Origin of the sequence: Sphingobium sp. SYK-6 (assembly GCF_000283515.1) — a bacterium.
Classification (GTDB): Bacteria; Pseudomonadota; Alphaproteobacteria; order Sphingomonadales; family Sphingomonadaceae; genus Sphingobium; species Sphingobium lignivorans.
Genome location: NC_015976.1, coordinates 2171556 through 2195000, shown reverse-complemented (window position 1 = coordinate 2195000; position 23445 = coordinate 2171556). Strand labels below are relative to the sequence as shown.

Below are 23445 nucleotides of genomic sequence, written 5' to 3'. Positions count from 1 at the left end.
CGCTTCCGCAAACCTCGCTACCTTGCGGCGGTAAATCTCAGAGATGTTCGGATGGATATCCGGTACATCGGCGGGTGCCGCAGCGAGCCGGGCGCGGATGGCATCTTCCTGCGCCTCCAGCTCGAGCAGCTGATCGACGAGCGAGCGCGTGCCCTTGCCCTCCGTCGCCAGCGTCACCAGTCCCTTGATCGCCTTCAGAACCTTGTCGAGCTGAGCCCGATCCGCGCTGTCTGTGGCGCGACGCTGGCGATTGAAGCGATTGGTTTCTTCGACGCAGGTGCGAATGGCTTCGGCCGCGACCTCGGGACTCATCAACCGGTCCCGCAAACCATCCAGAACACGCGCCTCCAACTTCTCGCGCGCGATGCTATGCCCGTTGGAACAGCTTCTCGTGTCGATATGGTTCGAACAGGCAAACCGCCCCTGCCCGCGAAGGGTATAAGACCCGCCACAGCATCCGCAGTAAACGAGGCCTGAGAGCAGGCTTTTCGGGCGATGGGTCCGGTTCATCGCATTATGGGCCGAGCGCGTCGCTTCGATAACGCCAGCATATTGGATCGCGATATCTTCCTGTCGCGATTTTGCAGCCTGCCAGAGTTCGTCATCCAGGATCCGCAGGTCGGGCACTTCGGTAACGATCCACTCGGACAGCGGATTGATGCGCGAGACACGCTTGCCAGTCTGCGGATTCTTGAGGTAGCGGAGTCGGTTCCAGACCAGCTTACCGATATAGAGTTCGTTGTTGAGCAAACCGGTGCCGCGCTTGGCATGTCCGCGGATCGTGGTCGATGTCCAGAGCTTGCCCGTCGGTGCAGCTATGCCCGCTTCATTGAGGCGACAGGCGATCGCATGCGGGCTGAGACCATTAGCGAACTGCCGAAATACCTGCCGCACGACTTCCGCTTCACCATCGTTGATGGTGCGTTCGCCGTGAACCGCCTCGCCCTCACTGGAGAAGCGGCGTACGACATCATAGCCATAACAGAGGCCACCGCCCGACTTGCCCTTTTCCACACGACCGCGGAGACCCCGATGGGTTTTCTTGGCAAGATCCTTGAGGAAAAGCGCGTTCATCGTGCCCTTGAGGCCGACATGAAGTTCCGAGACCTCGCCCTCCGCCAGCGTTACGATCTTCACACCAGCGAAATGAAGGTTTTTGTATAGTGTTGCTACGTCAGCCTGGTCACGAGAGACGCGATCAAGCGCTTCGGCTAGCAGCACATCGAAGCGACCCATCTGTGCATCTTGAAGCAGCGCCTGGATACCAGGGCGCAAAATCACGCTGGCACCCGAGATAGCCGCATCCTTGTAGCTCGACACAATGCGCCAGCCCTCCCGGTTGGCCTGTTCCCGACAAATCAGGAATTGGTCTTCGATGGATGCAGGGCTCTGCTTGTCGTCGGAATAGCGGGCATAGAGAGCAACGCGGGTCATTTCTTTCTCCTGGACGAAGAAAAATAACATGAGATACTTGAGCCGCCAACCGGGTTGGACAGTTCAAAAAACCTGACACGGTCATCAGGTCGTCTGCCTACGACATTACGGCCTTTTTTAACGGCTTCCTCCCTACGCCAGCCCGTTCGTACAACAGGAACCGCGGCACAGGGCGGATGGATTCGAGTATGTTTTGGAGGACCGCTCGGCTAGAGATACAGCTTGCCCGTTCGTTGGTGAACTATTCTGAAGGGCTCGGTGGCACAGCCGCAGACTTTTCGCGTTGCAGCGCTTCCTCATGAAGTTCACGCGCAATCTGACGACCCAGGAGCCTGGCAAGACGCAGGATCGCAGCTTCCGCGGCAGGCGAGAGATTAGGACCCATATCCGGAGCGCGCCGCTTCTTCTTCATTGCGGCTTTCGTCCCGAACCTGAATTTCTCTCCGTTCCAGACCCTGAGCGCAGATCTGGGCGGAGCGAGGAAGGAAAGGTCGAAGGGGGGAGGATTGGAACGGGCTTCCTGCGCACGATCGGGGCATCGCTACGATGGTTGGCCGGTTCCACGCCCATCGAAGCTGTGCTATTCTCTGCTTTGGAAAGGCTCTGCAAATGCAGGATGTTGATCAACTCGACCCGACACCAGAAGAGACCCCCGCACCAGCGCCGTCGCCTCGCGCTGCCGACTGGTTCTGGCGCCCATGGTATGCAAAGCTGACCTGGGCCCTGACCCTGCTCTACTGGATCGGTCTCGAGCTGATGATCACCATTCCCTACGATCAGCTCAACATCTACCTGGTCAACATCATGGTATTGCTGATCTTCGTCTTCAATCCAATCACGGTGGTAGCCGTGCTGGGATATGGCTTCCTTAAAGCCAAGGTCGCATGTGGCGAATGGGTGATAACACCGGGACCGCCTTCGCAAAGGCCGATGATCGATCCTTACACGGATCCGTTTGATATACGATCTGGTAGTATCTACCACAGACATATCGGCTTGATGAAGGATAGACATTAGGGATCCCGGCGCTCCTTGAAGCTGGGGTCCCCGTCCGCTGAGCCATGATCCCGATCCAACATTAATCGACCTGAACTCAGGATCGACGATTGTTCCATCGAAGTAAGAGGGGCGGTGACCTGCATAGTGCCGCGACCAGAATCTGCTTGCTCCAAATAGCGATTGCGAAGCCCTTGATTGCCGAGAACCCCCTCGCTCAATTCCTTTGCAAACGTTTCCTCGGGGCGTCCCGAACGGGCCGCAGCTCTCTCCGCCGACGCGAGAACCTCACGAACGTCGTAGTTGACGATGTCCATTGAGGACTGTGCCGAAACAGTCGCAGATCCCCGGTCGGAGATATCCATTCCTAGCTTGCCACTCAGCGATCCAGTGGCGCTACCGGAGGTTCCTGCCCTACCTTTGTCACCCTTGTCACCGGCGCTGACACCCCTGCTAGCGGTTGCGGAGAGGTCACCCGATACGCTTTGAGTGTTTGAAGTCTGATGATCTGCGGTACGGGAAAGCGATCTGTTCCACCCTGTCTGCGCGATGATGGCCGTGACATCCCGCTCCAGAGTATCGGCAACCTGCGGCTTCAACCGCCAGTCGCCACGCCGATCCATCTCAAACCCACCGCGCAGCCAGTTGGCCATGGCAGCCTGACCTTCCGGACCACTGCCGAGGAAATGCTCGATCGTGTCTGGCCCCGCCTGCTTGCCGGCCTCGAACCGCGTGCTGGTATCGTTGCGCGCGGACTGGCTGAACCCGGTGCTGCTGGAGACGAGCAGGTCGTTGTGGGCGAAGCTGAACCGGGCATGCCCGCCATTGGCGATGGCGCCAAGCTGACTCTCGTTGATAAGGCCGCCCCGCCACATCTGCGCCGCGAGTTCCGGCGTCAGATTGAGACTGAGGTCGCCATTCTGGTCCATGGCGATCTGGCGCTTGGACATCTCCACCCCGTGCGCGCGGAGCAGCGCCTGGGTGCGGGTGAGACGTTCCCTGTCGACAATTCCGGTCAGACGCTCGTTGCGCGCGCGATCGGCAATGCCTTCCGCGCCGCCCTCGGCCATGTCGACCTGGTTCCCGGCAGTGCCGGCAAGCGAGCGGATGAAGGAATCGAGGTGAGCCGCTTCCCGGACCGATACACCGGCGGCCGCAGCACCCTCGGCAAAGCCCGCATTGTCCGCCTGCCGCCGCTGCTCGCCGATCTGGGCATTGCTGCGTACCCCATCGGGACCAATCTCACGCTGGGCATCGAGCTTGCCCGAGCGCTCGGCGAAGTCGTAGCCGGCGGCTTCGCGCGTGCGTCCGTAGACGCTCGTGCCTTCGCGCGCAGCCTCCGCAGTCGCGCCATCGGCCGTGCCGACCTGCACGGCAGCATTATAGCCCTCAAGCGCGCGCAGAACCTGTGCCTCATTGCGCCCGGTTGAACGGGATAGCTGGCTGATCGCCGTCGATCGGGCCTCGCCTGAGAGCGCATTGATGAACCCGATGCGCCGGCTGGTTTCGGTGACGGAGAGGCCGAGCATGGCCGCAGCCTGCCTCTGTCCCTGATTGCCGCCCGTTCGATGCGCTTGCTCGGTCGCGACATTGCCGCGCTCGACTGCGGCAACGCTGTCGCCTGCATAGTCGCGCCGGCCTTCCATCGCGCCCACCTGTGTCTGCGCCGCGGTCAGGTCATTGCGCAGCATCTGCTCCTGATCGAACGCATTGGCCGTCAGCTTGGCGAAAGTCGGATCAGCGCTCGCCTGGGCGATCACCGTCGATGCCTTGAGCGCGGCATCCTTCGCATCATAGCCGCTGCGCTCAAAATGCCGCTGCGCGGCGGATTGCATCATGTCATAGGCGCGCTGGTCGCCGAACGCCTTCCACTGCACCATATTCTGCGCGAGGGCTGCAAAGGCGCGCTCGCCGCCCTGGCCTTGGCCGAAATAGGTGGTGCCAAGCTTGCGCAGGGCATCGCCCTGGGCAAAATTGTGGATCGCGGAAGTCGCGGCATTGGCGCGTACCGCGCGCGCCGTTGCCGGATCGCTCAGATTCCGGCCGACAAGCGCCGGGGAGAGCCCGCCCAGTTCCCGCGCGGCGTCCGCCCGGCCGAGACCGAAGGCGGCCGTTCCTGCTGCGCCGCCACCCTGTTCGCCGAGCATGGATCCGGCCGACGCGAAATTTCGGTCGAGACCGAAGCTGCTGCGCTCGCCGAAATCGCCGAAGCCCGACGATGCCGCGCGCCGCGACATGGTGCCGCCGGCCGAGGCCTGCGCCTCCAGCGCCGAGGCATAGCCCTCGCTGGTTCCCACCGTCGCGGCCGCCATGCTGCCCTGGCCCTGCACACCGAGCATCCCGGACGTGAAGGCAGTGAACATGTTACCGGAGAAGCGGAACACCGTGAAGACGAACGCGCCGGCAAGGCCTGCCGCGGCCGTCCGGAAGGAGCCGAAAATGGCAAGCGCCTTCATCGCCGCCGAGGGCGCGAGGATCCAGCTGTCGGCGGCGACATTGGTTGCCCGCAGCTCGGCCAGCACATCCATCGCCCGGCCGAGCGTAAGCTGGTAAATGCCGGCATCGATGACGCCCCAGAGCGCGACGAACACGAAGAGGCCGAGCGCGAAGCTCGCGACCCGCAGGTTGATCGGTGTCAGGATGAAGAGAAGCGCGATCGGCATCATCATCAGCATGATCGCGAACACCGACGCGCGGATGGTCGGCATCCATTCGTTGGCGATGGAGAGCGTGGCGAGCCCGTTGGACTCGATCGCCCGGTTCGCCATCACGCGGGCGGTTGCCGCCGGGGAATCCTCGAATAGCACGTCACCGACGGTCTGGCCGAGGAGAATATTGGTCAGGAACTTCTGCCGGCTCATGGAATGGCCCAGCATCATGTCGCCCAGCGCATCGATCTGCTGGCGGCAGCGATCGCGCTGGGCTGCCTGGGTCACGTCGAAGCCGGTACGCGCGCAGACCTGGTCGCTATAGGCGTCGAACAACGTGCTGTCCGACAGCCGATCGGCGATATACTCCCATGCCGCCTCGCAGCTCATCGTCGTGCCGGCCTTGTCGCTCGCCGTGTACACGGTCGAGAAGGTTGCTGGCCCCGCCATCGCCGCGAAGGAGGCGGGAAGGTCGGTCGACGTCCGGAAGAGTTGATCGTCGTCGACCCCATAGGCCGGCGACACGCGGGCGACAGGATAGCATTGCCGCACATAATCCTTCACCGTCGCATCGAGGAAGGTGTCCACGATCGGGCTGCGGGGACTGACGGCGTTCAGGAATAGGTCGAATGCATGGCCGCCGGCACCGAATTCCAGCTTTGCATTGGGATCGGTTGTGTTGTCGTCGATAGTCTCGGCAAGCGTCCGCTCCATGAGGTTGGTGACGCCGGCAACGAGCACGATGAGGTTGGGTACATCACCGACCGGCTGATAGGCGTTGCGCACCCGGTCGTAGATGTGGATCGTGCCCGTCGTGGCGATCATGCCGGCGAACAGGCCGATACCGATCAGCATCTGAAAGCCGAAGGCAACCAGACCCATGCCGGAACCCTTGATGCTTGCCAGAACCGCGCCCAGCCCGATCCCGGCAACCGCGATGATCACGACCAGCGTTTCGTAGCGCGGGTCGCCGAACATCATCGCGACCAGATGAAACGCATCGACGGTCTCCGAGAAGCCGTCCCATGTGTGATAGCTCGCGTCGATCGCCAGCGCGGGCGTCGCGCTCAGACACCCGACGAGAGCGAGGAACAAGCGGATGATGTGACGCATGGCCCGCCTCACCGGTTGCGATTGGCGTTGGCGCCAGCGGCGTCGCGGGCATCGCGGTCGCGCTGGCGGACGACACCCGCATAATTCGCCGAAAGGTTCGCCTGGTTCATGGCGGCCATGTAGGACTGGCGCATCTGCGCGCGCTGGCGCAGCACCTCGTCTCTGAGTTCGCGCAACTGCTCGATGCCCTTGGTCAGAATACGGGTCTGGCAGATGTTCGTGTTCTCGGCATCGGCAGCCCCCGCCGTCGTCACACCGCGTTCGGCATTCTGCAGCGCGAAGTCGATCGAGCGGGTGAGGTCGTTCAGCATCTGATAGGCGAGGGTGAGGGCGACGAGTTCATCGGTGTCGGCGATCACGCTATCGGTGAGACCCTGTCGCACGCCCCATTCGAGCAGGCGATAGACCGGCAGCGTCCGCACATTGGCGACGAACTGCTTTTCCTCCGTGGTCAGCGCCGCGCGCGTCCGGATCTTGACGGAGATCGCCTCCATCCGCTCGCGCGCCAATATCAGTGCGCCGCGGCCAGCGCCGTTCACCGAGCAATCCGCGGCGGTGGCGGGGATGTTGAGCGCACGGGTCGGCACGCGACCAGTCAGGAAATCGTCGGCGCTCTCGGTATCCTGGCGCGGGCAGGCGGGAATGGCCGAGAAGAGTGGCACCTTGTCGTTTGCATCCCAGCGCATATAGACGTCGCCGACCCGGGCCCGCATGACGCCCGCCCAGTCGGATGCGCCGACGCGCGCTGCGGCATGCGCGAGCAGCGAACCGGTCTTGAAGATATCCGTGACCTCGGCCGGGCAATTGGCGAGCGCGTCCTTGAGATCCTCGGTCGGATTGCCCTTGTTGGCCTGGATCTTTTCGCGGCTCTGTTGCCAGCTATTGGCATAGCCTTCGCGGATCGACTTGTAGCCGGTCATTTCCTCGACGATTCCCGACATGTTGTCGTCGCCCTTCGCGATCTGGACCATGCGATTGGCAAGACGGCAGTCGTTCACCTGAATAGAGTTCAGGAAGTTGGTCGCCGCCTCCATCTTCGAGATAATATTGCCCATCTTCTCATCCAGTGTTTCCAGAAGATACTGGAAGGCGACGGCCGGCGCGGCCTGCAGGATGGTCTCCAGCTTCTGGACGAGATAATCGGGATCGAGAAACGACATGCCGCCAAGGAACATGTCGATACCACCGCAACCTGCCTTCACCTTGGGCAACGTCAGGCTCATCAGATAATCGTCATGGACATCGACGCGGCCCGACATGCCGCCTGCCGTTACATAGCCGCGTGTCTGGTCCTCGAAGCTGCCGGGCGAGGTGTAGGTGACATTATCGAACCAGCTCTCGGCCCAGCCCTGGGCATGGGCCGGAACTGTCTGGCCGCATGAAGCGACAATCAGGACCAGCGTGGAGATCAGGCGCCGATGGGAAATAGGCATGACGAACTTCCTTGAGCCGAAAGAGCGAAATATGGGCCGCCTGCGGAGCCATGGCGCAAACCACTAACCTTGCAAATCTGGAGTGATGATCCATAAATGCGCGGATGATTGAGAGGCGTATCAAGGCAGAACTGGCGGCAACGATCGACAGAAGCCCGGCAGTCGCGCTGCTCGGGCCTCGACAGGTCGGCAAGACGACGCTGGCTCAGGAGATCGCCAGGATGCGTCCCTCGCTCTATCTCGATCTTGAGTCCGAGGCTGATCGTGCGCGTCTGGCGGAACCGGAACTCTATCTCGCCGGGCATGAGGACAAGCTCGTCATCCTCGATGAAGTTTATCGGGCGCCCGACCTTTTCCAGATCCTGCGCGGCGTGATCGACAGGGGACGCCGCAAGGGTCTGCGTAGCGGCCGCTTCCTGCTGCTCGGTTCGGCGTCCATGGATCTGATGCGGCAACCGGGAGAGAGTCTGGCCGGCCGGATCAGTTACTTGGAAATGCGCCCGCTGGATCCACTTGAAATCCCCGAAGCGAAGATCGATCACCTGTGGGCTCGGGGCGGATTCCCCAACAGCTTTCTCGCGACAAGCGACACGCTGAGCCTGCGCTGGCGACAGGATTTCATCCGCTCTTATCTCGAACGCGACGCGCCGATGCTGGGACCGCGCATCCCTGCGGAAAGTCTGCGACGCTTCTGGACGATGCTTGCCCATCATCAAGGGCGTTTGCACAACGCCGCCGAACTGGCCCGCGCCATCGGCGTCGATGGCAAGACGATAGCGGCATGGCTGGACCTGCTGGTCGATCTGCTGCTCGTTCGCCGTCTTGAACCCTGGCACGGCACCAACGGCAAGCGCCTCGTCAAGAGCCCGCGCCTCTATGTACGAGACAGCGGCCTCGTTCACGGTCTGCTTGGACTTGCGACCATCGACGACATTCTTGGCCATCCCGTCACCGGCGCCAGCTGGGAAGGTTTCGTGATCGAAACCCTGATCGCTGCCGCACCGGAAGGAACGCAGGCCAATTTCTATCGCACGTCGGCAGGCGCTGAAATCGATCTGCTGCTGACACTGGCTGGAGGCAAGCGTTGGGCCATCGCAATAAAGCGCAGCCTCAATCCCAAAGTGGAACGAGGCTTCCATCATGCTTGCGCCGATATCGATCCCGAGCGGCGCATCGTCATTTACCCGGGGCAGGAACCGTTCCCCCTCGGCGCCGGCATCGAGGTGATGCCGCTTGCGCCGATGAGCCAGCAACTGCTCGCGCAGCACTGAACAGGCAGGAAAACCGGGCAAAGCCTTGCCTGAAGGTTGCAGCGCAGGGGGCATCGGTCTCATCGCCGCGCTCCATTTTGCCTGCTGGTCGAGGCGACAATCCCGGTGAATTTCGACATGGCGCGCACACCCACGGCGGCACGCGCCCCGGCCAGCATCCGGGCGGCAAGCCAGGCGTTGCGCGCGATATTGGCGCCATGATCGGTGCCGATCGCGATCGGCACCATGCGACCCGGATCAGACAGTGGCCGCACCCATGCGACCGGGTTTCCGACCCAGGGAAGGCCAAGGCGCCCCGATCGGAGCGCCGCCTCATCTTGTCGCAACGTTCGGATCTGCCAACCATAGCGACCACGGAATGCGAGAAGCTTCGTCCAGAGATCACCGCAGGGCAGGCATCCGGGTGCCGTGCTTATCTCGATCACATAAAGCGACGCCTGGCCGCGCAGCATGGTCTCGAAGTCGGGCGGAAAATCGCGCGTCACGGGCACGCGGGAGAGCCACAGGCGCATGTCCGCAGCCGTCGATACCGGATGAATGGCCGCCTGCCGCGCGACGTCCTGGTCTGCCCGCTGTGCCCAGGCGCTCGCCGGCAGCAACATCAATGGCGCCAGCAGCGAGACGCCGAAGATCAGCATGGAACCCAGGCACCTCATGGCCTGCGCTCCCTGGCATCGATAAGATCGCCGCCGATCACGCGCGGATCGGTGGAGGAGACCGGGCCATTGGCCAGCGCATCGAAGAAGCCGTCTTCCTCCCCCGCGCCGGTCAGCCACTGCTCGGGGCGGATATCGCCGCTCAGCAATCGCACGGCCTGATAGGCCATCTGCGCAAGATTGGGGTAAGACTCGACCCCAGCGGCAATTACCATACGCTGGGGACTGCCCCGACGGATGACCATGGTGGTCGGCGTCACCTCGACCCCGAAGCGCTGCTTGAGGTCGGGTCTGCGATCGAGATCCATCAGGCTCACCTGCCAGCCCATGTCATCCTTGAACCGCTGGACGATCGGCCACTGCACCTTGCAATAGCCGCAGGATTCCCGGGCAAACATGACGAGCGCAAATTCCCCGGCGTGCGCACGCAGATATTGGCGGCGCACCTGGTCCTTCTGCGCGCCCAGCGCATCGCGCGCCTCGCCGACCATCGGATTGGCGGCTTTGGCATTGAGTTCTGGATGGGTGAGCATCGCAAGCTGGGTCACGCCGGCAAAGGCGCGGGCCTTGCGCCGGGCAAAATCCTGCAGCCGCCAGAAGTCCGCGACCGCGTCGATCGTGAGGACGGTAGCGGCATAGTCGCGCTGCTCCACGATGAGCTTCGCGATCCGGGGCGGTGACCATTTGGCCAGTTCCACCATCGGAGGGATGACGGGCTTGGGGACCGTCTCTTGCAGCACCTCTTCTTCAGCGCCGGATTTAGGTGTCTCGTACCACCAGTAGCCCCGCGCCGTACGATCGCCCGCGCTCGCAGGCGCCGCTTGCGCGCACGCAGGACCGGCGGGCAGGAGCAACGCCATGCCCAGGATGAGCATGCGCTTCACAGCAACTTCTCCATGCGCGTGAGCCGCTCGATCGCCACCGGGCCATAATAGCGGCTGTCATATCCGTCGGGATGCCGCGAACCGACGAAGATCATCCCCTCGGAAATGCGCGGGCTTTCCGGCCGCCAATGCATGAGCGCCTTGCCATTGCGCGCCGCAGGCTTGCTGACGCCCATCAACCTGCCATTGCAATAGTACCAGCCATTCGCGACCAGCCCGCCAATCCCATGCTTCTCGACCATGCTGATCCGGTCGCCAGGCAGGCAGAGCGCATATTTGGTAATGGCGACGGGCTTCGGGCCGGCTACGGGATCGGATAATATGAAGGATATGAGGTCGCCGCGATGGATCGGACCCGGAGATCGATGGACGACCCATGCGTCGATCGACGGCGTCATGACCAGGGTGATCTGCGGCATCGCCCACCAGGCGAAGAGACCGATGGGCAGCACGATCCCATAGGCTTTGAGCAGCTGGGCAGGCCGGGCCGGTTGCCCAAGACCGCTTGCGCCAAGTGCCACCGCGGCCCGGAGCGGGAGATCCTTAAGTTCGCGCCAGAGACGGTTACCAGCGCGCCAGGTGAGCAAGAGCATCTCGCACCTCCTCCTTACCGCCAATGCGGCCGTATTCCTCGAGCAATCCGGAAAGGGCAGCGTCGCCCAGCACGATGTGCGCGGCCCGCGGGCTGGCCTCGTCACGCTCGCAATAAGGCAGGGTCGGATCACCCGGCACCATCGCCAGCGCAGGCACCTGGGTGACGCCATGCTGCCGGAACACGAGCGGATCGACAATGACCTGCACGTCGCGCATCGCGCAGGCAGGGCCTTCGCAACCGGGATCGCGGCGCAATATGACGGCCGACAGTTTCGCCATCGGCGCCACTTGCCGCATCCCGCCCGGCATGCCGCGGAAGGCCATGACGCCGCCGGCACGTTCGAGCTGTCCGGCATAGGTGCGCAGCGTCTCGACCGGCATCGAGGAGGATACGAACAGCACGGGAACCCAGCGTTTCGTGCCACCCGTCGATACGACGCCGGCCAGCGCTGCCTCTTCTGGCTGTTCAAGACCCAGGGCCTGGGCGATACGACGGCTGGCGGCCTCCCGCTCGACGGCCAGTGCATCACGAGCCGCCGCGACATCAGCCTCCACCCTTTTCGCCATGGCGGGATCCTGCTTGCGCCTGTCGACCCCCTCGAACGCACGGCGCTGCGCGGCGGCATCGGCTTTGGCCGGCAGAGCTGGTGAAGGGGGCTTGGCGGTCTTTGCATTGTCGGCGGCGCGCTTCACGCGCTCCATCGCCGCCTCGCCCTGATCCTGGATGCGCGTGCGGGCATTGCCGTCCCGCTGCTGACCGGCCGTACCCTGCGGTTCGCTCGCCCCGACCAGCAGCGGGGCGAGGGCAATGGCTGCCAAGAGGAGCGCGCGGCTAGTTGTTGATCGTCTGCATAGTGGCATCGATCTTGTCCTTCATGTCGATCTGGATTTCGGATTGGGCCCGCGCCTCGACTTCCGCATAATATTCCGACAGGTCCATTCGCGAGAAATCGAGCGCCTGGAACTCCTCGGGCGTGAAGCCCCGGCAATAGGGCTGCTTGGGCGTGCCCCAGCCAACCGCGCTGAAAGCCTTCAACTGCGGCCGGCCCTGTTCCTGGATGATCCGGCCGAGCTTGGTGTTGAAGCAGCAATGGCCGCGGGCCTTCTGGACGCAGATGGCAAGGATCTTTGAGGAGCAATAGCTGCCGACCTCATGGCACATGCCCGACCCACGCAGCATGCCCACTTCCATGTCCTGCTGGTCGCAACCGGAAAGCAGGAAATCCATCATGAAGTTGATGGCGAGGCTGATCGCGATCGACGTCGGGTCGATGCCGACAACGATCGCATTGGCGCCGGCGCTCGCGGCCTGGCCCGCTGTCGCGCCGGCCTTGAACGCGCCATAGGCAGCTTTCATGCCGGTGAACACGCCCTTGGCAACGGCGATCTTGGTACCGATCGACGAGATCGAACCACCCATGCCGTCTTTCACGATCTTGCCCTTGTCCTTGCAGCAGTTCGAGAAGGTGGTCTTGAGCCCGGCCGGGCGGCACCGCGCGGCGCGGCCCGAGAAAATCTCGATCGTGCCAAGACAATTGCCGTCGGCATCGACGCCGCCATCCGCCTCGGCACCCGGATCGTCAACGACCGGATCATCGACGATCGGGTTGGCGCTGGTGTCGATGCAGACGTTGGGCGAACAGGTCGGCGCGCCGCCGCTGGCCGGCACGGCGCACGCATATTGATCGCCAAGCGGGCAATGCATCGCCCCGGCCAGATCCGCCTCGCAGCGCGTTTCGCCGATCGGACACATCCACCCACCCGAACCTGTCAGGTGGCAGCTCGCCGTCTCGCCGTCATCGGCCGCATCGCCATTGCCGTTGAGGTCGACCGCGCACAACTGCTGGGCCAGCCCGGCCGCCGGGAACAGCGACAGGCTCGCGCCAACAAAAAGGAGCGTCGGAAGAAAGGCGCGCACCGGCGTCATCGCACGGCGCCCGTGCAGATCATATCCGCGCCGCCCAGACGCACCGTCTGCATCATCACCACCGCTTCGGGGAAATCGTCGATGCAGCCGCAGCCCTGCACCAGCTCCTCGCCCTCGCCCGCGGGGCAGACATTGCTGTCCTGGCAGGCGTGATAGAAAAAGTCCCAGCCCGTTGAATTGGTCTGCTTCGAGCCGGTCACGCCATCGGGAGCAGCGGCGCTATTGGCCTGAGCCTTGCGTGTCTTGCAGATGGGCTCGCAGGCATTTACGCTGCCACGATCAGGCAGCGCGAAGGTGCGGGTCGTGAGGCTATGACCGCCATCGGCCGTCCGCACCCGGTCGGCCAGCAGCGTCTCGGTCGAATGATCGATGATATAGGCGCCGCGCGACAGATCGGGCTGGGGGACTGCACCCTGGTCGACCGTGCAGGCATAATTGCGCTGGCGCGCGAAGAAATCGCGGCTGATCTGCATCGCGCAGGCGCCCGTGCCCATCAGACGGGTCTGGGGCAGGGGGCTGAGCCCGGTCTTTACGCCGTTGCGGAAGGTGGTGACGCCGTCCACATCCTCATCGTCGAGCCGGCATGTCGCATTCGACGCATAGCCCGTGCAGGTGTCGACAAGCTGCTCGGACGTCTTGCAGCCGGCGTCCACCAGCGCCTCGATCGAGGCATAGGCCTCGCCGCCATCGGCGACCGCGATACGCAGCCATATGTAATGATCGCCCTGCGTCAGCCTGTCCGTGATATCGAGATTGGGGTAGGCATAGAAAGCGCCCTTCTTCTCGCAGTTTCCCGGCGGCAACCCCATGCCGGTCCAGCCCTGCGGCCCTGACCCCACCAGTTCGCCGTCGATCCGGATCTGCGCCCAGTCATCGGCCCCGAAGCGGGTCAGAAGAACCTGCTGCAGCCTGTCGGGCTCCTTGACGCGCAGCGTCATGTGGAAATCGAAGATGGTGCAGGCGCCGCCGGAAAGACTGTTGTCGGCCGGCGACCCCATGAGGAAGATGCGCCGCCCAGGCACCGTGTCATCGGTCGCATAGCCGCCCGAGACCCGATCGATGATCTTCTCTGGCGTTATCTCCTCAAGCGTCATCTGACGGGTCACGGTGCAGCTCCGATTGATCTGCGACCGGCCGGTTCCTGTGGATGAAGCCGAAAGTGCCTGGAACACGCTGCTTGCCTCTGCCGCGCTAAAGGCATCGCCGGCGATCGCATTGGGATTGGCTTTGTAGGCGGTCGCACCGATGTGCGGCTGCACGGCGCAGGATGTGGTCTGCGCGCCGATATAGCGGATGACGGGGCCCTCGATGGCGGCCTGGGCGATGCCGATGCGCGGATCGCTCGTGGTGAGCGCGCCCACGACACCGCCGCCCAGATCCTTGAGCACCGAGGCCATATTGCCCCAGACGAGATTGCTGCCGCAGCTGTTGTTGACGCAGTAACAGCCGGCAAGATCGGTCAGTTCGACCTCGGTGAGCTTGAGCGATCCCGACGCGGCCGTATCCCAGCGGAAGAAGCGGCAGGCGTTCCAGCTCCCCGGCGCACAGGAAATGAGCCCGTTCGCGCATATCCCTGAAACCGGAACAGGGACTGTCAGCGCCTCATCGAAACTGCCGTCGAGATCGCGGTCCCGTGAAATGCTGAGCGTTCCGATATCTCCGCTCGCATTGGGCTGCGCGAGCAGTTCGAGCAAAGTCGCGCTTTTCTGGCAGGCGAGGTTGGGCGTAAATGTCTTGGAGGAATCGACCGTGCTGATCGCCTCTCCGGCCAGACCCGGCGTCACATAGTTGCCGAGGATCGCGTCGCTATCAGCACTCTTCGCCCTCGCAGCCTCGGCCGCGGCGCGGGCGCGATCCTCCGCCGTCTGGGCATGAAGCGCTACGGGCAGGCTGAGCGCCGCCATAAGAAGCAGGGCGCGCTGCCTCATGGCTGGATCTCGCTCGGAATGATCCGCCGGGATCCGCGCCGCAGCCGGAACAGGAGCGTGGATGGAACCGGGCCGGGCAGCTCCGCCCGAAACACCGCCTGTCCTTCGAAAACGGTCAGCGCGGCCACGACGACATGCGGCGAGGAGGGGGGTACCGCATCATCGTCTGTCGTGGCCACGCCGACCGTCCGGCCGGCACCGCGGGGGCCATGCGGTACCGGTCTAGCCGCGCAAGGAACGCCTGGCTCCATGGGGTGACGGGAAGGCCATCGGCTAATCCCAGGCGTACGGGCGCGGATCTGGCGAGACAGACGGCTCATGGCGTCGAGACTCCGGCGCAGCAGATCGTCTTCTCGAACAACATGAACTGGGCATTGTCCTTGCCCGGCGCATGCTTGCCACTGGTCCAGAGCGCGCCTGGCCGACCGACATTGACGCACTGGCCGCCCTTGACCGGCTCCATCAGCTGGAACTTGTAGCGGCTCTTGGTCCAGACCGGCTGGGGGATGAACGAGCAGCCGTCCGCCGAACTGATGGTGAGCGCGCCGAGCCTGCCCATCATGAAGACGCCGCGCGCGGCGAGCCCTGCCCAGGCCTCGACACTGTCCCCGAAATGGATATCGCCCGCCACCGGATAGGTCGCGCCCCAGGAACCCATGCACCAGAAGAGCGGATCGACGACCTTGCCGGCGGCTGCAGCGGCACTGTCGGCCATGCAGGCTAGACCTGCGGCCGGATTGCCGAAGAGGATCGCCTCGGGCTGGATGATCGCGCCCAGCGTGGCCGATTGCCAGGTCGGCAGCACTTCGGTGATCAGCGCCACATCGAAGCCATTATCCTCGATGCACGGCAGGTCGGTGAACATGTCGAGCATCTTCCAGACCGGCGCGATATAATAGTGCATCTGCGCGAACATCTTGCGGCTATTGGTGCCGTCCGAGATGCTGGTCTGACTGCCCTGGAGCCTGCCGCCGGTCGGCATGATGTCGGCGCCGAGCGCTAACATGCACCCCGGTTCGGTCACCACGTCGACCATCCGATTGGGCGACCAGAAGCTGACCTTGACGCCGAACCAGAAGGTCACACCCTTGCGGCAGGCGCACAGCGGCTTGGAAGCGGACTGGGCATCGAGCGCCTTGCCGAGCGGATCGCTCGGACCCACCTTCACGCCGCCGATGGTAATCGGGAAAATGCAGTTCCAGCGCACTTTGGTGATGGGATTGAACACCGTGCCCGCCTCGCATTTGGAGGCATGGGCCGGAGCCGCGACCGCCAGGGCGGCAAAGCCGCAGCCCAGTGCGAGCAATCTGCGAAACGTCAATAGTTTCATCGCACTGCCCTCCGGTCCGTTTTGCGCCTGTCGATCTCGGTCAGCACCAGCTTCTGCCCGGTCTGCGCGACGATCACCGGCGCGACGGTCAGGCCGAGCCGCGCCTTGACGCGCTCCTCGAGCAGAAACAGCGCCCTGCCGTGGCGCTCGCCGAGTGTGATCGCATCGGCATCGCCGGGACCACCCGCCGCCAGCAGGATGAAATCGGCCGGCCGCGCGGTGCGCAGCGCCCAGGCAAGATCGCGCGGATGGACCACGATGAGCCGCTGCGGGAGCGACACATAGGCCAGAGGGTTGAAGCTGTAGCCCCTGGCGTAGAGCAGCTTGCCGTCCGGGAGCCGGATGTCAGAATCGAGGGTATAGAAAGGCACGACTGTTCGGGCCCTGTCGGCCTGGGCGATCCCGAGCGTCGCCGCCTTCATAGCCGACCAGTTCTCGCGCGGCCCGAAGGCACTCTTCATGTCGGGGACATGCGCAACCCGGCCCTCGATCTCGCTCAGCGCGTCGGGCTCGGCGATCGGCCAGGTACGCCCGATCTTGCTCGTCGTCGCCAAGCCGGCCGAAGAGGTCAGCGTGCTCAGCGTCGTCGCGATTGCAGCAAGAATGGGCAGGAGGGGACAGCGAGCGAAACGCCGATGCTGCGAACTAGCGACCATGGCGCCGTCTCCACCATGGCTGAGGACTCACGCGATCCTCGCCGATCGCGGCGCTGATGAGGGCCGCCATCGCGACGATTGCCGTGAGCGCGACGAGAATGCGGAACAGGGTCGGCACGGCCGGGAGCTGCCAGGCGATGAAGGACTGCACGAGCAACAGGCCCTGGCTGCCGACCATGAGGCGGATCGGTCCCGGCGCGGGCGTGGAGGAGAAAATGCCGTTCATGACCGCCTGCCTCCGAGAAAAGGAAGGCCAGGGACCGGACAGGCGCGGGTCAGCCAATAGCCGTAGAGAACCGGCCCCAGGCAGGAGAAGACGAACAGCAGCCTGGGATAGGCAGCCGGTTCATCCCACCAGACCAGCCTGACGACGATGATTCCCAGCGCCAGCAATAGCTGGATCGCCAGGGTCAGACGCCTTGACCAGCGCGCATCCTCTTCCTCGCGCGCCTTCCAGCATGCATAGGTCTCGATGCTGATCATCGATCGGCCGGTTCCGGGCTCGAATGCCGGCGCTGAGGAAAACATGTCGGTCATGCGGGCCTGACCTTCGCCTCTTCTTGATCGGCCGGACGCAGACGGCAGTAGAGCCTGAACGCGGCTTCTTCGATGAGCGGCCAGAAGCAGACGATGCCAAGCCACAGGCCGTAGAGAGTGACGGGCCAGCCGATCAGGACCATGAACGGAATGAGCGGGACGACGGCGCAACAGCTTTGCATGAGCGGCCCCAGAACGGGGTGTCTGGCGTCGTGGAGAAACCCGGCGAGCAACTCGTCAGCTGTCTTGAGGCTGCGCGCGCATTCGCCATTGGCCTCATGAAACGACAGGATCGCGCGACCCAGAAAATCATTCTGGCTCTCTCCCGGATAGCGCTTGCACCGGCACATCGCACCGATGTCCTCGATCATTCTGGGCGTGAATGGTTCGATCCTGTCCGTCATTTGTGCCTCCATTTCGACAAGCGCGAGAGAAGCATCCCGCATGCACCCGAAAGGCCGATCAGCAGCATCCCGCTCGCAAAGCAGGCCGCCGCCACGATGAGACCCGTGCGGACCGTCTTGAGCACGGGCTGGTCGAGCGCGATCCCGGCCGCGATGACGAGACTGCCCATCATGCAGGTCTCGATCGCCACCAGCCGCAGCCGCCACTGGAAGGCGGCCGCTTCGGCGCGCTTCGCCACACGCGCCTCGATCAGCGCCTCGATCGCCGGATTTTTCTCCCAGTCGAGCGCCAGCTGGTCGGGATGGGGAAGGGCCTTGTGCGTCATGCGACCCTCCAGCCCTCGGGGCCGGCGCCGCCCAGCACTTCGACCGGATCGACGCCGGCCAGTTCGCACACCGCCTCCAGCGGATTGCGGCCGGCCCGCACCAGCGCCTCGAAGGCGGCGACCTCATTGGGCGCCGAGGTGTTGATCCAGTAGCTGAAGGGATCGACCACCAGCCGCGCGATGCCGAGCCCGAGCGGACTGTCGATGAAGACCTCGCTATAATGGGGCTTGGCGTTGCGGACCGATTTCAACAGGTCGAGCACGAACCCCGAATAGTCGAGGATCTTGTTGTCGACCGCCTTGTCATAGGTGGAGCCCTGCAGCAGGAATTTGGTCGCGGCATTTTCCAGGATCACCTGGCCCGTGCCGCCGAACAGCATGAGATCGTTCATGCTCTGGAGCACGATGCCGAAACTGCCCTGATATTTGCGCGCACGCCGATAACCCTGGCCGAACGCCTCGGCGAGGCGCGAGAGATCCTGCCCGTCGCTGCGCGTCATGAACTGCGCGGCCTCGTCGCACAGGACGAAGCGGGGCTTGTCGCGCGCCGAGAGGTAGAGCTCCTGGGTGACGGCGTTCACCACCACCATCACGATCACATTGAAGAGGTCCGGAAGAGCCTTCAGCCGTTCGAGTTCCAGCACCACGAACTCGTCGCGGGAGATATCGAAGGTGGAGGGGCCGTTGAAGAAATGGCCATAAGCGCCCTGCGACCCGAAATCGCGCAGGTTGAACGCGAGTTCGCGCGCGACCGGCACGAGATGATCGACCCGGTCGAGATCGGAGACGGCATTGTCGGGATAGCGGCCGAGCCAGTCGCGCACCGCATCAATGCCGTCTACGCCCCGTCCGCTATCGACCGTCCATTGCACGGCGGACTTGAGAAGGTTCCATTCCGACGTGGTGACGGGCTTGCGCGTCGAGGCATTGGCCATCTCGGCGACGATCGCGACCGCCATGGCAATGGCCGACTGCTTGTCTTCGCCATCGAGCGCCAGCCCCATGTCGAACGGGTTGAGGACGAGGCGCTCCTCGCCAATGTCAATATAGCGCCCGGAACAGAGCGTGCAGAGCTTGCGGTAGGAACCGCCGATATCGATGATGCGAATGAGCGCGCCTTGCGCATAATATTGCTGGCAGAGATTGTTCAGCAGGAAGCTCTTGCCCGCGCCCGACTCCGCCGAGACGATGAAATTGTAATTGTTGATCCGCGGATCGAAGAGATCGAGCGTGATCAGCTGGCCCTTGCGCCCGACATAGAGCAGCGCCGGGCGGCCACCGCCGCGAAAATCGGTCTGCACCGGCGCCATCAAGGTCGCGGCTTTGACCGGCATGCGGAAATCGCGCTCCAGCAGCTTCAATGTGCGCTTTTCCGGGTAAAGCCCGAAGGGCAGGCTGGCGGCGAGCAGCACCGGCAGCAGATAGCTCTCCTCCTGCACCATGAAGGGCAGGGGTTCGGATTCCCAAAGCCGCTTGGCGCGAGCGGCCATCTCCCGCGCCTGCGCGCTGTCACGGCCGAACACCCACATGGTCGGGATCACCGAGACGAACCGGCTGTTTGACGCTTCGTCCAATATCCAGCCGATCTCCTCGATCTGCTTGCCGACCTCAACCGCGAAGCTGCCGGCTGCTTTCTGCGCCGAAAGGATCTGCGCGCGCTTGTGGATCTCGAACTGCGAATGATCGAAGAGGACCGAAAGACAGTAGAGGAACGGTCCGCCGATCTGGTCGCTGTCCTCGGCGCTCCCGCGCATGCCACCCATTAGACGGTTGGCGCGCTCGGCGGTGATCCGCCGCGCCGGCGCCTTGGGGGTGAGGCAACGCGCGACTTGGTTGCCGAGGAAGACTTCGGGGCCCTCGAAAAAGAGGTCTGGTCCCGCCTCGATGATCTGCCGTGCGATCGAGGGGGCAGGCATGCCGCCGACGCTTTCACTGAGGAACACGCCGGGCGCGGGGGCAAAGACGCCGTTGAAGATCCGGCGATAGAAGCTGACCAGTTCGTCCGGCGGTAAGCGCCGGATGCCCATCTTCGCCAGTTGCTCCTCGACCTGGCGGCGAAGATCGACGCCGAGCTTCACCCGCGTCTTGATGACGAGGAACAGCCGGAAATCGCGCACCGGGATCGAATGCAGCGCATCGAGCCCCCTGGTTCCGCGACGCAGATAGTCGGCCGTGCGCCGGGCCGAGGCCTGGACCAGCGGGTCCGGCCGCACCTTGAGGTCGAGATAGGCATCGAGCGCCGGATCGATCAGCGGATCGGCGAAGGTGATGAGCTGAAGGACCGTGCCTTCCGGGAAATGGATGTTGAGAAGACCAAGCAGCGCCTGCTGGACATGGGCGAACATATAGGCGGCGGGCACGAGTTCCCAGGCCTGGCCCCAGCCATCGTCGATGCACAGGAAGGCTTCTTCTTCCTCGACCCAGGCGACCATCGGCAGGAAGTCCGAATAGGCGTCGCGGGTCACGGCCGCGCGGAGCCGCTGATAGCTGAGGGTCCTGTGGGCGGCGTTCGTGCTCATGGCCGCTTCTCCGTCGCGATCGCCATCGGCACGTCCTCTGCGGTCGTTCCGTCCGCGGTGTCCGGTTCGGGCGCGCGCATCGTGCGCAGCACGGGCGGGGCGGGGCTGCGTCCACCCGGCTCGACCAGATAGTCACCCACGACCCAGGCCGGTCGATTGAGGATCGAATAGACGTAGCGCGCCATGTAGAGACGGTCGGGCCGCTGCTTGTCGGCATAGGGCAGGATCAGCGTGCGGATCGTGCGCGATGGGCGTAGCATCGGCGAACCGGCCCCCTCGAGCACCGCGCCGACATTGCTCTGTCCAGCTTGCGGCGACATGGCGACGGCGGCCGCTTTCGCGCTGCCCTTGCCCGGCACGGGCGCTCGCCCCTTCTGGTCGGGGCTGAGCAGCTTGCGATCATGGGTGACCGACGGATCGGATTTCGACGCCCGTCCGGCAACCGCGTCGGCATAGGCCTGGTCCGGATGGATGCACTGGCCATGGTCGCTGTTCTTGCAGGAGAATTTCTCGCCATAGGGCGACATCATCGATCCGACGGTGGCGCAGCCGGACAGCGTGAGAAGCGGCAGACCAAGAAACGGCATGACAGCCAGGCAGGGATGAAATCTTTTCATCGCTTTGACTCCAGAAGGGGCGCGCATCAGAACTTCACTCCCGCGCCGGGCTTGATCTCGAGGGTCGCGCCCTCCTGGATCACCACGACCACATCCTTGGCCGCGCCCACCTCGACGATGGGACCGGCCTGCCGCGCGAGATCGAGATAGAAATCGGTGAGCTTGTCGGACGATTTGGAGAGACCGCCGGCAATGCCCGACTTCGCGGCATCGCCCGCGTCGAGCGTGCGGATCGTTCCCAGCGCCGAGGTCGACATGTTGCCGAACGTGCCCTCGACCGACTGGGATATGCCGCTGATGGTGCCGGCGATGAAGGCGCGCGCCAGCGTGGCCCCGGCCCGCGTCACCACCTTGCCCGACAGGCCCTTCTTGCCGTCGGTATCGACGAAGAACCCCTTGACCGGCTGATCGACGATGGAATGTTCGTCGAAGTCGACGCAGGACAGTGAGACGAGCTGGACCTCGACCCGTTCCTTGGCGAGGCTGCCCGTGGCGTTGCCGATCACAAAACATCCGGCGAGGTTCGCCTTCACCTCATTGGGCAGCACCGCAGGCGCCTGCACCCGGGCGATGATGGGTTCGGGATTACTCGTCGCGTCCCGGCTCGCCAGCGCGTCGATCCCGGTCAGCAGCCGCGCTTTCATGAAACCAGGCGGCAAATAGATCGTCCGATTCTTTTTTTTGGACGAAGCAGAGGCATCGGCGCCTTGGGCCACGACCTGGCCGGTCGCCGTCCCGATCGCGCCCACCGTCTTCTCGACCGGCGGCGCAGGCGGGGCAGGTGGCGCTACCGGGCCGTTGGGCGGGGCCGGCAGCTTGTCCGCGTCCGCGCCGACGTCGCCGGTTTCCGGGGGATAGGGAAGGGCGGGCACGCTGTCCGGCAGGGCAGGCGGGAGATCGCCATCGACGCCCCCGGCCGCTCCGCGCCCCGGCGAGCGCGATCCAGGGACGACCTTGCCCTCCTCGATCGCGCTGATCCGGTCACCGAGCAGTTGCTGGCCATCGAGGACCTTCTTGAAGTCACCGCGCAGTTTCACCTCGAGGCTGTCACCGCGCAGGCCCGCACCCATGTTGAGCGAGGACGCGGGGTTGGCGGGCTTCGCCTCCTCCTTGCTGCCGGAGACCGTATAGAGGCCGAACCCGATTGCGCCGACCGCTACGCCGACGGCAAGCTGGCGCGCGCGCAGCTTCTGGCGGGCGGAAAGCTTGCTCCACTGCGCCTTCCAGTCGAGGAGCGCCGGCGAGGGACGGCGGATCGCCTCATCCCTTTCCCGCGCGCCTTCGCCGGCGAGATGCGCCTGATAGGGCGACAGCTCTTCCGGTCCCTGTGCCGGATCCTTGCCCATTTCGCCGCTCATTGCCCGGCTCCCCGGCGAACGACGACAAGTCGGGCCGTTTCGCCGGCGTCGAGACGGATCCGGTCCAGGGTGAGCGAGAAAATGCTTGTCCCAAACACCGGATCGACCAGCAGCCGTTCGTCGAGCGCTACCGGGGCGGCCGCGCGGAGATGATATTCGGAAGCTGAAAGCGCGGCGCCCTCGACCGCGATACGCCGCTGTTCGGTGATCGACAGGCCGGGCGCCGCCGCTATGCCGACCGTGCCGCCGGACGGCGCGACCTCGCTGAACGAGGCAGGGATGCGATCGTCGAGCAGCGACAGGGTGATCGAGACGGCGCGGTCCTCGTCGGCGAGCGCCGCCATCAGCTCATTGTTCGCTTGCGCGCGCTGGCGGGCGCCCGGCATCAGCACCACTGTCTGTGCCGGAATCTCCGCCGGCTCGGCATAGAGCGGGTAGGTGGCGCCGTTGCAATGCACGAAGAATTCGGAAGGCTGCGTCACATAGGTGCGCGTCACCTGGCCGGCGTCGTCGATTTCTCGGGCCAGGAACTTGATCCAGGCATCCGCGCCGCCCTTCTCGACGGCGAGGCCCTTTTCGGCCGAGAATTTGATATCCTCCATCTCGCCGCCCTCGCACACGACATGGTTGATGTCGCGGTTGGACATGCGGATATGGCTGGTCTGGTCGGGCAGCGCGTGGATCGTCTGCGCCGACACCGGCGGGCCCCCAAGCAGCAGGCAAAGCGTCAGGGCGCGGCGCATCGGCGCGCCGCAGCATTTTCTTGTTTCCGTGATTTCCGAGCCAGCAGGCGCTGCCGCCTGCTTCGAAATCA

22 protein-coding genes (1 of these 22 cut by a window edge) are annotated in these 23445 nt (G+C 64.2%); 2 read left to right on the top strand and 20 right to left on the bottom strand.

Annotated elements, in window-relative coordinates:
• On the bottom strand, positions 1 to 1434 hold the 5' portion of the coding sequence (locus SLG_RS20670; RefSeq protein WP_014076322.1) for a recombinase family protein. The gene continues 261 nt to the left of window position 1, outside the view; the window shows 1434 of its 1695 coding nt (coding positions 1-1434); its start codon is at positions 1432 to 1434; its stop codon lies beyond the left edge, outside the window.
• Positions 1435 to 2043: 609 nt separating this feature from the next.
• Between SLG_RS20670 and SLG_RS09845 the strand changes: the two genes are divergently transcribed.
• Entirely contained in the window at positions 2044 to 2451 is a 408-nt protein-coding gene (locus SLG_RS09845) for a hypothetical protein (RefSeq protein ID WP_041391883.1), read from the top strand.
• On the opposite strand, the gene SLG_RS09840 is transcribed toward SLG_RS09845, so the two are convergent.
• A complete protein-coding gene (locus SLG_RS09840; protein ID WP_014076320.1) occupies positions 2448 to 6191 on the bottom strand; it encodes a conjugal transfer protein TraG N-terminal domain-containing protein in 3744 nt (1247 codons plus the stop codon). The genes SLG_RS09845 and SLG_RS09840 overlap by 4 nt on opposite strands.
• An 8-nt stretch (positions 6192 to 6199) precedes the next feature.
• Positions 6200 to 7624 (bottom strand): conjugal transfer protein TraH, encoded by a 1425-nt coding sequence (locus tag SLG_RS09835; protein ID WP_014076319.1) that lies wholly within the window; start codon positions 7622 to 7624, stop codon positions 6200 to 6202.
• A 104-nt stretch (positions 7625 to 7728) separates the two neighbouring features.
• Between SLG_RS09835 and SLG_RS09830 the strand changes: the two genes are divergently transcribed.
• Positions 7729 to 8895 carry an ATP-binding protein gene (locus SLG_RS09830; protein WP_014076318.1) on the top strand — a complete coding sequence of 389 codons (1167 nt, stop codon included), beginning with the start codon at positions 7729 to 7731 and terminating at the stop codon, positions 8893 to 8895.
• 59 nt (positions 8896 to 8954) lie between these two features.
• Here the strand turns inward: SLG_RS09830 and SLG_RS09825 are convergent, their stop codons facing one another.
• The 17 genes from SLG_RS09825 to SLG_RS09745 all read right to left on the bottom strand — a co-directional run bounded on the left by SLG_RS09825 (position 8955) and on the right by SLG_RS09745 (position 23374).
• On the bottom strand, positions 8955 to 9551 hold the full coding sequence (locus tag SLG_RS09825) for a hypothetical protein (RefSeq protein WP_014076317.1): 597 nt from the start codon (positions 9549 to 9551) through the stop codon (positions 8955 to 8957).
• Positions 9548 to 10435 (bottom strand): conjugal transfer protein TraF, encoded by an 888-nt coding sequence (locus tag SLG_RS09820; RefSeq protein WP_014076316.1) that lies wholly within the window; start codon positions 10433 to 10435, stop codon positions 9548 to 9550. The genes SLG_RS09825 and SLG_RS09820 overlap by 4 nt, the downstream gene beginning before the upstream one ends.
• Positions 10432 to 11028, bottom strand: coding sequence for a S26 family signal peptidase (locus SLG_RS09815; RefSeq protein WP_014076315.1), 597 nt, complete (start codon positions 11026 to 11028; stop codon positions 10432 to 10434). The genes SLG_RS09820 and SLG_RS09815 overlap by 4 nt, the downstream gene beginning before the upstream one ends.
• Positions 11000 to 11848 carry a type-F conjugative transfer system pilin assembly protein TrbC gene (locus SLG_RS09810; RefSeq protein WP_014076314.1) on the bottom strand — a complete coding sequence of 283 codons (849 nt, stop codon included), beginning with the start codon at positions 11846 to 11848 and terminating at the stop codon, positions 11000 to 11002. Before SLG_RS09810 ends, SLG_RS09815 begins: the two co-directional genes overlap by 29 nt.
• A 13-nt stretch (positions 11849 to 11861) precedes the next feature.
• The gene (gene traN / locus SLG_RS09805; protein WP_014076313.1) at positions 11862 to 12956 is read right to left on the bottom strand and encodes a conjugal transfer protein TraN; all 1095 of its coding nucleotides are present in this window, start codon (positions 12954 to 12956) and stop codon (positions 11862 to 11864) included.
• The gene (locus tag SLG_RS09800; RefSeq protein ID WP_014076312.1) at positions 12953 to 14884 is read right to left on the bottom strand and encodes a hypothetical protein; all 1932 of its coding nucleotides are present in this window, start codon (positions 14882 to 14884) and stop codon (positions 12953 to 12955) included. The genes traN and SLG_RS09800 overlap by 4 nt, the downstream gene beginning before the upstream one ends.
• A complete protein-coding gene (locus SLG_RS22180; protein WP_231848652.1) occupies positions 14881 to 15063 on the bottom strand; it encodes a hypothetical protein in 183 nt (60 codons plus the stop codon). Before SLG_RS22180 ends, SLG_RS09800 begins: the two co-directional genes overlap by 4 nt.
• 137 nt (positions 15064 to 15200) lie before the next feature.
• Complete coding sequence (locus tag SLG_RS09790; protein ID WP_014076311.1) at positions 15201 to 16214, bottom strand: TraU family protein; 1014 nt, start codon at positions 16212 to 16214, stop codon at positions 15201 to 15203.
• On the bottom strand, positions 16211 to 16870 hold the full coding sequence (locus SLG_RS09785; RefSeq protein WP_014076310.1) for a conjugal transfer protein TraW: 660 nt from the start codon (positions 16868 to 16870) through the stop codon (positions 16211 to 16213). Before SLG_RS09785 ends, SLG_RS09790 begins: the two co-directional genes overlap by 4 nt.
• Positions 16860 to 17096, bottom strand: a complete 237-nt coding sequence (locus tag SLG_RS09780; RefSeq protein WP_014076309.1) for a hypothetical protein — start codon at positions 17094 to 17096, stop codon at positions 16860 to 16862. Before SLG_RS09780 ends, SLG_RS09785 begins: the two co-directional genes overlap by 11 nt.
• Complete coding sequence (locus SLG_RS09775) at positions 17093 to 17353, bottom strand: hypothetical protein (RefSeq protein ID WP_014076308.1); 261 nt, start codon at positions 17351 to 17353, stop codon at positions 17093 to 17095. Before SLG_RS09775 ends, SLG_RS09780 begins: the two co-directional genes overlap by 4 nt.
• 50 nt (positions 17354 to 17403) lie before the next feature.
• A complete protein-coding gene (locus SLG_RS09770; RefSeq protein WP_148276553.1) occupies positions 17404 to 17778 on the bottom strand; it encodes a hypothetical protein in 375 nt (124 codons plus the stop codon).
• A 29-nt stretch (positions 17779 to 17807) separates the two neighbouring features.
• The gene (locus SLG_RS09765; RefSeq protein WP_014076306.1) at positions 17808 to 18137 is read right to left on the bottom strand and encodes a hypothetical protein; all 330 of its coding nucleotides are present in this window, start codon (positions 18135 to 18137) and stop codon (positions 17808 to 17810) included.
• On the bottom strand, positions 18134 to 20656 hold the full coding sequence (locus SLG_RS09760) for a TraC family protein (protein WP_014076305.1): 2523 nt from the start codon (positions 20654 to 20656) through the stop codon (positions 18134 to 18136). The genes SLG_RS09765 and SLG_RS09760 overlap by 4 nt, the downstream gene beginning before the upstream one ends.
• Positions 20653 to 21243, bottom strand: a complete 591-nt coding sequence (locus SLG_RS09755; RefSeq protein WP_231848651.1) for a TraV family lipoprotein — start codon at positions 21241 to 21243, stop codon at positions 20653 to 20655. Before SLG_RS09755 ends, SLG_RS09760 begins: the two co-directional genes overlap by 4 nt.
• 56 nt (positions 21244 to 21299) lie before the next feature.
• Positions 21300 to 22631, bottom strand: a complete 1332-nt coding sequence (locus tag SLG_RS09750; protein WP_014076303.1) for a TraB/VirB10 family protein — start codon at positions 22629 to 22631, stop codon at positions 21300 to 21302.
• Positions 22628 to 23374 carry a type-F conjugative transfer system secretin TraK gene (locus SLG_RS09745; RefSeq protein WP_014076302.1) on the bottom strand — a complete coding sequence of 249 codons (747 nt, stop codon included), beginning with the start codon at positions 23372 to 23374 and terminating at the stop codon, positions 22628 to 22630. The genes SLG_RS09750 and SLG_RS09745 overlap by 4 nt, the downstream gene beginning before the upstream one ends.
• Positions 23375 to 23445: the final 71 nt, after the last annotated feature.

Coding starts and splice junctions, on each gene's coding strand:
- SLG_RS09785 (WP_014076310.1), bottom strand. CDS start 16,870: ATGGTCGCTAGTTCGCAGCATCGGCGTTTCGCTCGCTGTCCCCTCCTG.
- SLG_RS09765 (WP_014076306.1), bottom strand. CDS start 18,137: ATGACGCACAAGGCCCTTCCCCATCCCGACCAGCTGGCGCTCGACTGG.
- traN (WP_014076313.1), bottom strand. CDS start 12,956: ATGACGCCGGTGCGCGCCTTTCTTCCGACGCTCCTTTTTGTTGGCGCG.
- SLG_RS09845 (WP_041391883.1), top strand. CDS start 2,044: ATGCAGGATGTTGATCAACTCGACCCGACACCAGAAGAGACCCCCGCA.
- SLG_RS09815 (WP_014076315.1), bottom strand. CDS start 11,028: ATGCTCTTGCTCACCTGGCGCGCTGGTAACCGTCTCTGGCGCGAACTT.
- SLG_RS09760 (WP_014076305.1), bottom strand. CDS start 20,656: ATGAGCACGAACGCCGCCCACAGGACCCTCAGCTATCAGCGGCTCCGC.
- SLG_RS09790 (WP_014076311.1), bottom strand. CDS start 16,214: ATGAAACTATTGACGTTTCGCAGATTGCTCGCACTGGGCTGCGGCTTT.
- SLG_RS09770 (WP_148276553.1), bottom strand. CDS start 17,778: ATGATCGAGGACATCGGTGCGATGTGCCGGTGCAAGCGCTATCCGGGA.
- SLG_RS09775 (WP_014076308.1), bottom strand. CDS start 17,353: ATGATCAGCATCGAGACCTATGCATGCTGGAAGGCGCGCGAGGAAGAG.
- SLG_RS09750 (WP_014076303.1), bottom strand. CDS start 22,631: ATGAGCGGCGAAATGGGCAAGGATCCGGCACAGGGACCGGAAGAGCTG.
- SLG_RS09755 (WP_231848651.1), bottom strand. CDS start 21,243: ATGCCGTTTCTTGGTCTGCCGCTTCTCACGCTGTCCGGCTGCGCCACC.
- SLG_RS09800 (WP_014076312.1), bottom strand. CDS start 14,884: ATGAGGCAGCGCGCCCTGCTTCTTATGGCGGCGCTCAGCCTGCCCGTA.
- SLG_RS09780 (WP_014076309.1), bottom strand. CDS start 17,096: ATGAACGGCATTTTCTCCTCCACGCCCGCGCCGGGACCGATCCGCCTC.
- SLG_RS09835 (WP_014076319.1), bottom strand. CDS start 7,624: ATGCCTATTTCCCATCGGCGCCTGATCTCCACGCTGGTCCTGATTGTC.
- SLG_RS09745 (WP_014076302.1), bottom strand. CDS start 23,374: ATGCGCCGCGCCCTGACGCTTTGCCTGCTGCTTGGGGGCCCGCCGGTG.
- SLG_RS09840 (WP_014076320.1), bottom strand. CDS start 6,191: ATGCGTCACATCATCCGCTTGTTCCTCGCTCTCGTCGGGTGTCTGAGC.
- SLG_RS09825 (WP_014076317.1), bottom strand. CDS start 9,551: ATGAGGTGCCTGGGTTCCATGCTGATCTTCGGCGTCTCGCTGCTGGCG.
- SLG_RS09830 (WP_014076318.1), top strand. CDS start 7,729: ATGATTGAGAGGCGTATCAAGGCAGAACTGGCGGCAACGATCGACAGA.